General features: G+C 69.3%; 14 protein-coding genes. 1 reads left to right on the top strand and 13 read right to left on the bottom strand.

Features of this window, described 5'->3' with window-relative positions; genetic code table 11:
- Positions 1 to 10: 10 nt before the first annotated feature.
- On the top strand, positions 11 to 640 hold the full coding sequence (locus IM738_RS05130; protein WP_236964815.1) for an FMN-binding negative transcriptional regulator: 630 nt from the start codon (positions 11 to 13) through the stop codon (positions 638 to 640).
- 169 nt (positions 641 to 809) lie between these two features.
- Here the strand turns inward: IM738_RS05130 and IM738_RS05125 are convergent, their stop codons facing one another.
- From IM738_RS05125 to IM738_RS05065, 13 genes are all read right to left on the bottom strand, one after another.
- Positions 810 to 1262: a response regulator gene (locus tag IM738_RS05125; RefSeq protein ID WP_236964814.1), complete on the bottom strand. Its 453-nt coding sequence runs from the start codon at positions 1260 to 1262 to the stop codon at positions 810 to 812.
- Positions 1259 to 3988, bottom strand: coding sequence for a PAS domain S-box protein (locus IM738_RS05120; RefSeq protein WP_236964813.1), 2730 nt, complete (start codon positions 3986 to 3988; stop codon positions 1259 to 1261). Before IM738_RS05120 ends, IM738_RS05125 begins: the two co-directional genes overlap by 4 nt.
- A gap of 395 nt (positions 3989 to 4383) precedes the next feature.
- Positions 4384 to 5397, bottom strand: coding sequence for an extracellular catalytic domain type 1 short-chain-length polyhydroxyalkanoate depolymerase (locus IM738_RS05115; protein ID WP_236964812.1), 1014 nt, complete (start codon positions 5395 to 5397; stop codon positions 4384 to 4386).
- A 151-nt stretch (positions 5398 to 5548) separates the two neighbouring features.
- Positions 5549 to 6583, bottom strand: coding sequence for an aromatic ring-hydroxylating dioxygenase subunit alpha (locus tag IM738_RS05110; RefSeq protein ID WP_236964811.1), 1035 nt, complete (start codon positions 6581 to 6583; stop codon positions 5549 to 5551).
- 94 nt (positions 6584 to 6677) lie between these two features.
- Positions 6678 to 7322, bottom strand: coding sequence for a 3-oxoacid CoA-transferase subunit B (locus IM738_RS05105; protein ID WP_236964810.1), 645 nt, complete (start codon positions 7320 to 7322; stop codon positions 6678 to 6680).
- An 11-nt stretch (positions 7323 to 7333) separates the two neighbouring features.
- Entirely contained in the window at positions 7334 to 8035 is a 702-nt protein-coding gene (locus IM738_RS05100; protein WP_236964809.1) for a 3-oxoacid CoA-transferase subunit A, read from the bottom strand.
- A gap of 10 nt (positions 8036 to 8045) precedes the next feature.
- Positions 8046 to 9062: an NAD(P)H-quinone oxidoreductase gene (locus IM738_RS05095; RefSeq protein ID WP_236964808.1), complete on the bottom strand. Its 1017-nt coding sequence runs from the start codon at positions 9060 to 9062 to the stop codon at positions 8046 to 8048.
- Entirely contained in the window at positions 9059 to 9445 is a 387-nt protein-coding gene (locus IM738_RS05090; RefSeq protein WP_236964807.1) for a nuclear transport factor 2 family protein, read from the bottom strand. The genes IM738_RS05095 and IM738_RS05090 overlap by 4 nt, the downstream gene beginning before the upstream one ends.
- Positions 9446 to 9449: 4 nt before the next feature.
- Positions 9450 to 10757 (bottom strand): TRAP transporter large permease, encoded by a 1308-nt coding sequence (locus tag IM738_RS05085; protein WP_236964806.1) that lies wholly within the window; start codon positions 10755 to 10757, stop codon positions 9450 to 9452.
- The gene (locus IM738_RS05080) at positions 10754 to 11245 is read right to left on the bottom strand and encodes a TRAP transporter small permease (protein WP_236964805.1); all 492 of its coding nucleotides are present in this window, start codon (positions 11243 to 11245) and stop codon (positions 10754 to 10756) included. The genes IM738_RS05085 and IM738_RS05080 overlap by 4 nt, the downstream gene beginning before the upstream one ends.
- 1 nt (position 11246) lies before the next feature.
- Positions 11247 to 12272 carry a TRAP transporter substrate-binding protein gene (locus tag IM738_RS05075; RefSeq protein ID WP_236964804.1) on the bottom strand — a complete coding sequence of 342 codons (1026 nt, stop codon included), beginning with the start codon at positions 12270 to 12272 and terminating at the stop codon, positions 11247 to 11249.
- Positions 12273 to 12348: 76 nt separating this feature from the next.
- The gene (locus IM738_RS05070; protein ID WP_236964803.1) at positions 12349 to 12801 is read right to left on the bottom strand and encodes a PaaI family thioesterase; all 453 of its coding nucleotides are present in this window, start codon (positions 12799 to 12801) and stop codon (positions 12349 to 12351) included.
- Positions 12802 to 12812: 11 nt separating this feature from the next.
- Complete coding sequence (locus IM738_RS05065; protein WP_236964802.1) at positions 12813 to 13364, bottom strand: VOC family protein; 552 nt, start codon at positions 13362 to 13364, stop codon at positions 12813 to 12815.
- Positions 13365 to 13401: the final 37 nt, after the last annotated feature.

Here is a 13401-nt window from a genome sequence, read left to right as displayed (position 1 = left end):
CACACCCGCCATGTACCTCCCCACCCACTTCGAAGAAACCCGGCCCGGCGAACTGCAGCGCGTGATGCGCGAACACCCGCTCGGCGCGCTGATCACGCAAGGCCCCCACGGCCTGGACGCCAACCACATCCCGTTCGAGCTGGATGAAGCCGCCGGGCCGCACGGCACGCTGAACGCCCACGTGGCGCGCGCCAACCCGGTGTGGCGCGAGGTGCCCGCCGAGGGTGCCGAGGTGCTGGTGATCTTCCAGGCCAGCGAGGCCTACATCTCGCCCAACTGGTATCCCAGCAAACCCGAACACCACCGCCACGTGCCCACCTGGAACTACCAGGTCGTGCACGCCCACGGTCGCCTGCGCGTGATGGACGACGAGCGTTTCGTGCGCGGCCTGGTGGCGCGCCTCACGCGCGAGCACGAGCAACGCTCGCAGCAGGCGAGGCCCTGGAAGATGGGCGACTCCGCGCCCGAGTTCATCACCGGCCTGCTGCAGGCCATCGTCGGCATCGAGGTTGAAATCACCCGCCTGGTGGGCAAGTCCAAGCTGGGGCAAAACCGCGAAGAGCGGGACCGGCTGGGCGCGGCGGCGGGGGTGGCCGGGCTGGGGAATGCAGAGGCGGCGCAGGCGATGCGTGGGGTGTGAGGGGCAAGGGAGTGAGGGAGTGAGGTCGGCGGCGGCTTGCCAGGGGCCGCCCCTCAGCGTCGAACCTTGACCGACGGGTGCTGCCCAAACGGACGCGTTTCGCGGCGCCACGGCCTGCCAGGAGAAACGCTGTCTTTCCCACGGGTCGACACCGTCGGCCAGCTCGGGTTCAACGCGGCATTGCCCGCTCAGGTGGCGGCTCATTGGTTGCAAGCCAGTAGACGCCGAGGCGGGCCACGGTCTCGGCAAAGTCCGCGAAGTCCACCGGCTTCTGCACGAAGCTGTTGCAGCCGTTCTCGTAGCTCTTCAGGCGGTCCTTCTGCTCGTCGGACGAAGTCAGGATCACCACCGGCAGCAGCTCGGTGCGGGTGTCGGCGCGCAGGCGTTCGAGCACCTCCAGGCCCGACAGCCGCGGCAGGCTGATGTCCAGCAGCACCACCGTGGGCAGGTCGGGGCCGTCGCGGTCGGCGAACTCACCGGCACGGAACAGGTAGTCCAGCGCCTGCTGGCCGTCGCGAACCACGTCGATGCGGTTGGCGAGATGGGCCTTCTTCAGCGCGCGCAAGGTGAGCATCTCGTCCTGAAGGTTGTCTTCGACGAGCAGGATGGTCTTCATGTTCATGTCGTTGACTCCTCTTCCCGCTGGCCAGCCCTGGCCGGCAAGACCACTGAAAACGTTGCGCCCTGGCCGGGCACACCGTGCGCGCTGATCTGGCCACCGTGACGCTGCACGATGCGCTGCACCGTGGCCAGACCGATCCCGATGCCCGGAAACTCGTCCTGGCGGTGCAGGCGCTGAAAGGCCTTGAACAGACGCGCCGCGTGGGCCATGTCGAAGCCGGCGCCATTGTCCGAGACACAGAAACCGGGCCGCCCGTCGACAGCGCAGGCGTGCACCCGGATCTTCGGCTCTGCCGTGGCGCCGGTGTACTTCCAGGCGTTGTCGAGCAGGTTGTCCAGCACGCTGGCCATCATGCGCTCGTCGCCCGTCACCGTCAGGCCTTGCTCGACCTCGACCGACACGCGACGCGCCGGCTCGGCCGCCGCCAGTTCGGCCAGATGGCGTTGGGCCAGCACCGACACGTCGACACAGTCCATCCGCAAATCGCCGCGCGTGCTGCGCGCAAGCGTCAGCAAGCCCTCGACCAGATCGCTCATCTTGCGTCCGGCCAGGACGATCTGCTCGAGATAGACCTTGGCCTCGCTGGGCAAGGAGGCGGCATGGTCTTCCTGCAGTGCGCTGGAGAAACCGCTCATCGCGCGCAGTGGCGCACGCAGGTCGTGCGAGACGGCGTAGGCAAACGTCTCCAGTTCGTGGTTGGCCGCCGTGAGCTCGGCGGTGCGTTCCGCGACCCGGGCTTCGAGGGTGGCGTTGAGTTCCCGCAGGGCCGCCTCGGCGGACTTGATGGCGTCGATGTCGGTGTGGGTGCCCAGCATGCGCAGCGGGCGCCCGTCGGCCGCGCGCTCCTGAATCCTGCCCAGCGAGAGGATCCACTTCCAGCCGCCCTCCCGCGTGCGCTGGCGGAACTCGACCCGGATTTCCGGCAGGCGGCCCGCCACGCAGTCCTCATAGGCCCGATACACCGCGGGCAGGTCGTCCGGGTGCATGCGATCGCGCCACGCCGCGCTGGTCTCCCGGAAGGTGGCCGGGTCGTGACCCAGCATGGTCGCGTACTCGGGGCTCACCTTGGCATCGCCCGTGGTCAGGTCCAGGTCGTACAGGCCCTGGCTGGCGGCGGTCAGCGCGAGGCGCAGGCGCTCTTCGCTCTCGCGCAGCGCCAGCTCGGCCGCACGGCTCGCGCGGATGTCGCGCATGATGGTGGACAGGAACAGCAGTTTGCCCTGTGGGTCCTTGTGACTGAGGATGAGCTGCGCCACCGGGATCTCCTCCCCACCCGGTCCGAGAACCGCCGTCTCGCCCGACCAGCGGCCTTCCCGGATCGCCGTTTGCAGGCCCTCGTTCAGGATGATGTCGCTCGCCCACTGGGGATGCGCATCGGCGATCACCTCCGACAAGGGCCCCTCTGGGGCAACGCCCAGCAACGCGCGCCCCGGTCCATTCAGGTAGATGGGATGGCCCTCGGGATCGGCCATGCTGACGATGTCGCTGGTGGCCTCCAGGATGGAGGCCAGTCGCTGGCGTTCCTGCTCGGCCTGTACGCGCTCGGTGATGTCGCGGTCGACCCCCTGGAACCCCTGCAGTTCCCCCTTGGCATCCAGGACGGGTTCGGCATTGGATTCCAGCACCCGATAGCTGCCGTCCTCGTGGCGCCAGCGGATGACGACGTTGCGCCAGCCGGTCCGGTGCGCTCGGGCCGCTTCCAGGGTGGCACCAAACAACGCCAGGTCATCGGGGTGCACCAGCGTCGCCGGGTCAAGCGCCAGGAAATCCACGGGTCGGCAACCCAGGATCGTGGCGACACCGGGGTTGCTGTAGGTGTGGCGGCCGTTCAGGTCGAGCGCCCAGATCCAGTCAACGGAGTTTTCGGCCAGGTTGCGGAACCGTTCTTCGCTGGCGCGCAGGGCGAGCGTCTGCCGCGCGACCTCGCGCCGCAGCAGGGCCAGGAAGCCCAGCGCCAGCGCCAGCAACCCCAGCAGCACCGCCAACCCCCACCAGAAGGCGACCGGCACCCGGGATGGCGCGCTCTGCATCCCCCAGCGTGCCAGCGCCTGAAAGTAGACCGAGCCCGTGTCCGCCTGCCAGGCGTCCAGCCGGGCATCGATGGCGGCCAGCAGGTCGCCATTGCGCCCCTTGGCCGCGGCAAAGTACAGCTTGCTGGGCAGGAACACCAGGCTCGTGGCCGAGAGTCCGTGGCGGCTCGCCGCACCTCCGCCAGAAAAGTGGTTCGCGGCCACCGCGTCGGCCTCGCCGGCGGCCACCATGCTGAAAGCCTCCTCAAAGGACTTCACCGGCACCAGCTCGGCACGCAGCCCGAAGCTGGCCAGCAGGCCCGCCAGGTGCTCCTGCTGGACCGAGCCGTCGAGCACGACCACGCGCTTGCCCTCCAGGTCGAGCACCGACTGAAGCGTCACGCCAGGCCTCCGATACACCTGCGACCAGCTGGACAGTGCGGGCACGCGGTGGAAGTCAAAGCGCTGCGCCCGGGATTCGTTGTAGGCCACGTCCGGCATCAGGTCGATGGCGCCGTCCTCCAGCAGCCGCAGACAGCGCTCCCACTCACAAGGCACCGCTTTCAGCGTCCAATCCTCGACCTGGGCCACTTCGTGCAGCAAGTCGCCGAGAATGCCGCTGGGTTGCCCTTGTGGCCCGGCCAGCAGCTTGGGCGGGTTCTCGTAGACGCCCACCCGGACCACGCGCGGCGCAGCCTGCACGGCACTTGCGGCCATCACCGCGAGGAAAACAAGGGCTGCGCGGCAGTGGCCACTCAAGCGCATGCGGCCCCTTCTCGGCCACGCAAAAGCGATGCCGCGACGAACCGACCTGACTGGGGCGTCAAGCTGCTTTCGCTGAGGTGTTGGGGCAGCATGTCATGCGTGTGAAGTCATGTATTGCACTGTGCGCGCGGCTGAACAGCGCGGAGACCTACCACCAAGTCGCCAAACCACTTTGGGCTGTCTCAATCCGCGGGCAACGGAGTGAGGTTGTGCGACTGCAAATCGATGGGCTCAGTATAGGGCGGTCCGGGCAGCCATCGCCGCACACCGGGCCTTGACTTGGCGATGGCAACTGGCTGCAGTGTGTCGACAGGGGACCATCGAAGCGGCTGCACACCGGCATGCCGTCACGCACCAGCCGGAAACTGCTTGGCCGCAAACGCCCAGGCCATGCGCGACGCGTCCGGCCCCTGCCCATCGCTGAACGCCTGGCTCGCGGCGCCGCCACTCCAGGCGTGCGCCAGGCCGCTCACGGCGACCAGCGTGGCCACCGTGCTGCCCTTGCGCTTGAAGTCGGTGACCGACATCGGGTAGCGCTTGCCCCGCTGCACGCTGCGTGCCGGGCCCGCCTTCGCCCCTGCGGCCTGAGCCCAGACCTGCGTCGCGGCCAGGCCGTTTTTGGGTGAAACCACCCCGTCGGCGTCGCCGTGGATCACCAGCAAGGGCGGCCAGCTGGCCTCCATCGTGCCCGGCGTGGCGGCCAACGGCGTGGTGGCGCGATGGCCGTGCATGGCGCCCAGCGCCGATAAGGTGGAGTGCGCGGTGCCCGGCGGGATGCCCGAATGCATGATCACGGCCTTGAACCGCCCCGGGTGCCGCGTGACCACCAGGGCGGCCATGCTCGCGCCGGCCGACAGGCCGGCGATGGCCACGCGCGCCTTGTCCACCGGGTACAGCAGGCAGACCTGATCGACCGCCTTCACGATCAACGTGGCCTCGCCGTAGGCACGGCGGCTGCCCGTGTCGAACCAGTTCCAGCAGCCCTGCGCGTTGGCGAGGCGGTCCTGCTCCGGGTAGAGCACCATGAAACGTTCGCGCATGGCGATGCGGTTCATGCGCGTGCTGGCCGCGAAGCCATTGGCGTCCTGACCGCAGCCGTGCAGCATCACCATCAGCGGCAGCTTCTCGCCGAAGGACACCCCGGGCGGGCGGTAGAGGCGAAAGCGCCGGGCACCCGCCGCGCCCATGACGACGCCGGGAATCCATGCCCCGGCACCGGGTGGCGGCGTGCGCCGGGCCGCGACGGGCTTCAAGGTCTTCTTGAGCGCCCGGGCACCGGAGGCGGTCGCCAGCCGGGTCATCGCGTTGAGGCTGCGCTCGAAGCTTTTGGCCCAGGTGGACGCGCGTGGTCGTTTTTTCATGCAGGTCATTCTGCAGGTGGGGCATGTCCGCTGCGGTTCGCGTGCGGGTGAAGGCAGCGACCTGTAAGGGTATACCCGCATGCACCCGCCCCTCCCCCGGATGCGCACCAGCGCCCGCCCGACAGCGAGGTGCACGCCGAACGATCCGACCTCAGGAAGCCGAATGCGGGGCTGCCAGCTTGTCCAGCATGCGGCGCACGCGGCTGGCCGCCGCATCACCGGTCGTGAAGTCGGCGAACCTGAATCCATCCGAGGCATCCACCGCAGCGCGCTGGATCGCCTCGATGATGGGGCGGTCCTCGTTGCCGAAGGCCTGCACGAAAGTCGCGCGGACTTTGTCGTCGAAGCCCGCGTCTTCGATCAGGAAATTGCGCGTGTTGGCGTAGAAGTAGTGCGTTGTTCGTTCGGTCTCGGGCGTCAGCAGATGGGCCGACGGAAAGTGCAGGCCGTCGGCCAACACGCCGTCCGTGGGCATGATCCCGAGGTCGAGCAACAGGTGCGAGGGAGCGCGCCAGGTCATGTTGGCCTGCTGGTCGATGCGCTCGGACCGGCTCCAGACCGGCTTGAACACGGCCGAAGGTGTGAGGTCAAAGACCTTTCGCAACACCGTGACGCGCTGGTCGCCCACGTCCACGGAGGTCTTGACCGAGCCAGACGATCCCGGCGTGCCGACCGTGTTGGCGTGCAGGTACTCGGCGTGGCTCAGATCGAGCAGGTTGTCGATCACCAGCCGGTAGTCCGCCTCCACGGTCACGTAACCGTGAATGGTCCGGTAACCAGGCACATCGACGTCGAACCCGCTGAAGTCCGGGATGAGCGCAGCGTCGGCCCGCGCCGGGTCACCGGTCCAGACCCAGACCGCGCCGTGGCGCTCGGCCACGGGGTAGCTGCGCACGGTCAGCCGGCCGGGCTCCCCCTTGATGTGAGGGTTGCGCACGCACACGCCGCCGCCATTGAACTCCAGGGCGTGGTACGGACACCGGATGTTGCCGCCCACGACCGTGCCCATGCTGAGCGGAACGCCCCGGTGCGCGCAGCGGTTGGTCACCGCCTTCGCCACCCCGTCTTCACCGCGGAACGCGACCACCGGCAGCCCCAGGATCGTCTTCGACACGCGGCCCATCGCGGGAAGGTCTTCGCTCCAGGCGATGACGTACCACGCATCCATCACGAAGGTGTTGCTCACATCCAGTCTCCTTTGTTCCTTTGTATGTCCATTCAAAAAAGAAGCCCAGTCCCGAACGGCGGTGAGCGAGAGACCCCGTTCACCGGCGCGCGGATCACCTGCGCGCGTCGATGAGTTCGGTTCCCGTGCGGCGTTGAAGCTCAGGGAACGACAAGCCTTCGACGATGTCGACGACGCGCAGGCCCTGCGCCGTGACGTCGATCACCGCGAGGTCGGAATAGATCCGGCTCACACAGGCCAGGCCGGTCAGCGGGTAGCTGCAGCGGTCGACGATCTTGGGCTCGCCGGTCTTGGTGGTGTGTTCCATCATCACCCAGGTGCGCCGGGCGCCGATGGCCAGGTCCATCGCGCCGCCCACGGCCGGGATCGCGTCCGCGCTGCCGGTGTGCCAGTTGGCGAGGTCGCCGTTGGCCGCCACCTGGAAGGCCCCGAGCACACAGACGTCGATGTGCCCGCCGCGCATCATGGCGAAGCTGTCGGCGTGGTGGAAGAAGCACCCCCCGGGCAGCAGCGTGACCGGCTCCTTGCCGGCGTTGATGAGGTCGTAATCTTCTTCACCGGGCGCGGGCGCCGCGCCGAAGCCGATCACGCCGTTCTCGCTGTGCATCATCACCTCGCGGTCGGCGTCGAGCTGGTTGGCCACCAGCGTGGGCATGCCGATGCCCAGGTTGACCACCATGCCGTCTTCGATGTCGCGTGCGATGCGCGCCGCCATCTGGGTCTTGTTCCACTTCGACATCGTCTGCTCCTTCATGCCGCCGCCCTGATACCGCCGGCGGCCGTGCGGCTGCGTTCGATGCGCACCACGCGCTGCACGAACACGCCGGGTGTCACCACCGCTTCGGGGTCGAGCTCGCCCAGGGGCACCAGCTCGTGCACGGTGGCGACCGCCGTGCGCGCGGCCATCGCCATCACCGGGCCAAAGTTGCGCGCGGTCTTGCGGTAGACCAGGTTGCCCCAGCGGTCGGCGCGCTCGGCCTTGATCAGCGCGAGCTCGGCGTGGATGGGGGACTCCAGCACGTAGCCCTTGCCGTCGATGACGCGCGTTTCCTTGCCTTTGGCGAGCTCGGTGCCATAGCCCGTGGGGGTGAAGAAGCCCGCGATGCCGGCGCCCGCGGCGCGGATGCGCTCGGCGAGGTTGCCTTGCGGCACCAGTTCGAGTTCGATGCGGCCCTCGCGGAAGAGGCGGTCGAAGTGCCACGAATCGGCCTGCCGCGGAAAGCTGCAGATGATCTTGCGCACGCGGCCGGCGGCCAGAAGCGCGGCCAGCCCGGTGTCGCCGTTGCCGGCGTTGTTGCAGACGATGGTGAGCTCTCGGGCGCCCTGCCCGATCAAGGCGTCGAGCAGTTCGTTGGGCTGACCGGCGGTGCCGAAGCCCCCCACCATCACGGTGGCGCCATCGGCCACGTCGGCCACGGCTTCGGCCAGGTTCGAACAGGTCTTGTCGATCATGTTTGGTCTCTCAGTGGGGGGCGGCCGCGCCGGTGAGCGACACGTCCAGCACCAGCTTGCCCATGTGGCGGCCGTCTTCCATGAGCCGGTGCGCCTCGGCGGCGGCGGCGAGTGGCAGCACCTCGTGCACCAACGGCCGGGCGCGGCCCGCGGCGACGAGCGGCCACACCGCGCTGAGCAAGGCCTCGGCAATGAGCGCCTTCTCGGCATCGGGCAGCGGCCGCAGGAGCGAGCCGGTGATCTTCAGTTCCTTGGCCATCAGCGTTCGCAGCGGTGCGCAAAACAGCGCGCCGTCGCCCGGCGACAGGTGCACCAGCCTGCCGCGCCGCGCCAGGGCCTCCACGTCCAGCGCGGTGTGCCGCCCGCCCGACATGTCGAGGATCACGTCGACACCCTGGCCCGCGGTGGCCTCGCGGGTCTGCGCCACCCACGCGGCCTCGTGGTAATCGAACGCCTGCCGGGCGCCGAGGCCGCGCGCCACCTCGATCTTGGCCGCCGAACCACAGGTGGTGAACACCGGGTGCCCCATCGCGCTCAGCACCTGGATCGCCAGGCTGCCCACACCGCTGGTGCCGCCGTGCAGCAACACGCTTTCCGACGGCTGCAGGGCCGCCACGCGGAAGAAGTTGTGCCAGATCGTGAACGCCGCCTCCGGCAGCGCCGCCGCCGTCACCCAGTCGAGCCCGGCCGGAATGGGCAAGGCCTGCGCCGACTGCGCCACCGCGTACGGGCCGTAGCCACCGCCATCGGTGAGCGCACAGACGGCCTCGCCGACCCGGTGGGCACCGGCCCCCTTCCCGGCCGCGACGATCACGCCCGCCACCTCGAGGCCGGGGATGTCGCTGTGCACGGCGCTCGGGCCGCGCCGTCGCTGGTTGCAGTCGTGGCGGTTCACACCCGCCGCGCGCACCTCGATCAGCACCTCGTCGTCCCCCGGCCGTGGCACGGGCACCGTGCGGGCCTCCAGCACCTCAGGGCCGCCGGCTCGGGCGATGTGGATCGCGAGTTGATGACGGGGCGTTGTCATGCGGCCGGCCTCGTGGACTGAAACAGGCGCAGCTGCCACTGGCCCGATGCATCACACCGCCACAGGGCGCTGGCCCACGATTGCGCCGACACGGCAACGGACTCTCCGTGCCGCCGCAGTTGCAGGCGCAGCTCGCCGTGGAGCAGCACCGCCGTGCCGAGCGCGAGCGCCTGCTGAACCTCGAAATCCACCTGGGTGAAACGGGGCCCGCGCTCGACATGGCTCAACCATTCGGCCTTGCCGTGGCGAGCGCCGGTCGCATGCACGTAGACCAGCTCGTCGTGCGCCACGGCTCGCAACGCTGCGATATCGCGCGCCACCACGGCCGCCGCGCGCAAGCGCTCTGCTTCCAGCACGCGCTCGATCACTGAACCCTGGTTCACGGCATCACCCCTTCAACACCTGCGGCAGCCACAGCACCAGGGGCGGAAAGCTGAGCAGGATGCCCAGGCGAACCACGTTCGATGCCACATAGGGAGCGACACCCCGGTAGATGGCGCTCAGCGGAATGTGGGGTGCCACGCCCTTGATGACGAAGACGTTCATGCCCAGCGGCGGGATCAGCATGCCGAGCTCGATGATCACCACATTGATCACGCCCCACCACACCGGGTCGAAGCCCCAGCTCGTGATGAGGGGCAGCACAAAGGGCATGGTGACGACCATGGCCGCCACTTCGTCGAACACGGCGCCGGCCACGATGAACATCGCCATCAGTGCGACCACGCCCAGCCAGACCGGTATGCCTGAAGCCTGCACGGCCTCCACCAGCGCCTGCGGGGCCTGGGTGACGGCGGCGAAGTAACCGAACAGCGACGCGCCGATGACCAGCACATAGATCATCGCGGCCGCCGATGCGGTGCCGAGCAAGGCGACGCGCAGGGAAGCCCGGCGCACGCGCCGGCGCCCCAGCGCGAACAGCAGGGCCATCACCGCCCCCACCGCCGCGCTCTCGGTCGCGGTGAAGATGCCGAAGGCCATGCCACCGATCACCGTGCTGGACAACACCACCACCGGCCAGCTGTCCCTCAGTGCCTTCAGGCGTTCGGCCGCGGTGGCCTTGGGCCCGGTGGGCGCCTCGCCCGGGCGCAGGCGGGTGTAGAGCGAGATCGTCACCAGATGCAGCGCGACCGCGATCAGCGCGGGCACCAGCGCGGCGATGTAGAGCGTGATGATCAGCTCCTGCGCCAGCACGGCGTAGATGACCATGATGGACGACGGCGGGATCAGGATGCCCAGCGTGCCCCCCGAGGCCACGGTGCCCGCCGCGAAGCCGGGCGAATACCCGCGCGCCAGCATGGAGGGCAGCGAGGCCTTGCCGAACGTGGCCGCGGTGGCCACCGAGCTGCCGCACACCGCGCCGAAGCCCGCGCAACCACCGATGGTGGCCATCGCCAGGCCGCCGCGACGGTGCCCCACCACCGCATAGGCCAGCCGGTAGAGGTCTTCCGACAGGCCGGCCATGCCGGCGAAAGAGCCCATCAGCACGAAGAGCGGAATCGTCGCCAGGTCGAGCGAGGCGAGGTTGTTGGAGGTCTCCGAGGCGATCATCGCAAACGCCGGGCCGAAGCCGGCCAGCACGCCAAAGCCCACCACCCCGGCGATGCCCATGGCAACCCCCACCGGCACGTGCAACGCGATCAGCACGAAGGTGCCGAGCAGACCCCACAGCGTGAGCGCGACCGGGCCGCTCATGCTGCGTCCTTCTCGCGCGCCACGTTCAAGGTCAGCAGCGCCGTGACCGCGGCGACCAGCACGAAGAACGCGACCGCCGCCCACCAGGGCCACGCCGGCCAGCGCAACACCGGGATCGTCTGGCCATCGTCTTTGAGGCCGGCCGAAAAACGCCAGTACTGCCACGCCATCACGCTGAAGAAGGCGGTGCTGACGAGGGCCGCAAAACGGTCCAGCCAGCGGCTGGCCGAGGCCCCCAGCCAGTTGCCGAGCGCGTCGATGGCGATGTTTCCGCGGCTCGCCAGCACATGCGGGAAGCAGGCCGCCAGCATCACCGCGCCGGCCAGCGACGCGATGTCGACGAAGCCGCGGATGGGCCGGGCGAACACGTAGCGCATCACGATGTCGGCCACTGTTCCCAGGGCCAGCAGCATCAATGCCACCACCGCGACGTAGGCCAGAGCGCGCGCGGCGCCCGAGGCGGCGTGCGCAAGACGAGGTTCGGCCATGTCACCCCGCGGCGCGGATGCGCTTGAGTTGCTCGGTGAACTCGGCGTGGATGCGCCCGTTGCGCGGCCTGGCCGTGCGCCACCCCTCGTTCACGGGATCGATCACGCGCCGCCATTCCGCCAGGTCGGCCGCCGAGGGCGCCACGACCGTGTTCTTGCCCGACCTGGACACCCGCTCGCGCACCTCGCGTTCCTGCCGGTCAAACGCCTCGCCGAGCTTGCGGGCAAGCACCTCGCCACTCGCCTTGTCGATGGCCGAGCGGGCCTCGGGGGGCAGCGCGTCGTAGCGGTCCTGCCGCATCACGATGCCGACGGCCACCGCGCCGAGCGGGATGTCCAGGTGCTGCGAGCTGACTTCGTTGACCTTGAAGTCACCCACAAAGCCCCAGTTGTTGAGCGTCATGTCGACCACGCCGCGCGACAAGGCTTCGGCGATCTGCCCGCCGCCGACCTGCACGGGCGCGCCTCCGAGGGCCTCGACGACCCGCGTGAGGTGGTCGCCCGACACGCGCACCCGCTTGCCCTTGAGCTCGCCCGGCAGGCGGATGGCCTGGTTTGCGTGGATCGCCACCGGCGGCGTGGCGCCCACCGCGAGGAACTTCAGCCCCTGGAAGCCGACGAGCGAGCCACCCGCGTACAGGCGCTGCAGCGCGACACTCGCTTCCGTGGCGTTTCTCGCCAGGAACGGCAGGCCCACGATGTCGGTGTCGTCGAAGCGGCCCGGTGTGTAGGGCAACACGACCCAGCCCAGGTCGGCCACGCCGTCGGTCACCAGTTTCAGCTGCTGCAGCGGATTGCGGCCGAGTGTGCCGCCCGCAAACATGTCGATCTGAAGCGTGCCACCGGAGCCCGCGGTGATGTCCTTGGCCAGAGGTGTCAGCACGGTGGAGGTGATGTTGGCCATCGGCGGCTCGAAGCTGGTGAACTTCAGCTTCACCGGGTCGGCGGCGTGGGCCAGCGGTGCGGCCAGGCCGGCAGCCGCCAGTGAAAGCAGTGTGCGGCGGCGAATGGGGTGCGAGGTGTTCATGTGTGTCTCCATGTGTTGTCGGTCTGGGAAGGGGCGAACGGCCGGCGGCCGCACGTGGCGGGAGCGCGATCGGTGTCTAGGGAGGTGCAGCTGGCGCAGCGTTGTGGGCGGCGACGAGCATGCAGACCGCGGTGGCGGTGGCGACCACCTTGCCGCCCTGCAGAAGCTGCGCCTCGGCGTTGGCGACGTTGCGCCCTCGCCGCGCGAGACGGGCCTTGCCCTGCAAGGCCCCCAGCCCGGCCGGCCGCAAGAAGGCGATGTTGAGGTTCAGCGAGGCCACACGTTCGCCCGGGCGCAGCGTGGCGTCGACGACGCTGGCGGTCAGCGCATCCAGCATCGCGCCCAGCATGCCGCCCTGGACATGGCCGGCCGGGTTGGCGAACGCGGGCGCCGCCACGTAGTCGGCATCGAGCTCACCGGCCACCGGGTCCACGCGCGTGATGGTCTGGCCAAGCAGGTGGGCCACGGGCGGCTGCGGCGCCTCGCCACGGTGCATCGCCCAGAACCAGCCTTGTTGAACGTCGCTCATGGCGGGGCGGCTCACGCCAGGCCCATGCGGCGCGCCATCTCCGCCCGCCACTGCGCGCGCGGCTGGAAGCCGGGCAGCGACCGCGCGTGGGCTTCGGCGGTCGCCATGATCTGCTCGTCCGACAGCGCCAGGTCCACCGGCACGCGCAGCGGCTGCGAGACGTACCAGGGCAGGTCGATGTAGAGCTCCAGGCGGTTGCCTTCGGGGTCGGGGGCGTAGACCGACAGGGCGTTGCCGTGCGTCACCGGCGCGATGCCCGCCACGCCTTCCGCCTGCAGCCGCCGCAACATGGCCTTGAGCGTGCCGAGGCTGTCGGCCTTGAGCGAGACCTGGTTGATCACGTTGAAGGGGATCTCCTGCGGCCGCCCCGAGATCAGCACGATCTGGTGGTGCTCGTCGGGGTCGCGGCTCAGGAACACCAGGTCCATCGGGCCCTTCGGCCCTGACAGCTGTCCGCGGTCGGTGACCGTGAAATCGAGCAGCCGGGTGTAGAAGTCTTCCATCCGGGCGATGTCGTGGACGAAGAAGCCCACATGGCTGAAGGTGAGGCCGGGTCTGGACATGAACAACTCTCCAAAAAATGTCTGCGGGCAGGACGGT

This window comes from Hydrogenophaga sp. SL48 (assembly GCF_021729865.1).
Classification (GTDB): domain Bacteria; phylum Pseudomonadota; class Gammaproteobacteria; order Burkholderiales; family Burkholderiaceae_C; genus Hydrogenophaga.
The sequence above is the reverse complement of the archived record's forward strand: the minus strand, read 5'-3'. Positions and strand labels throughout refer to the sequence as shown.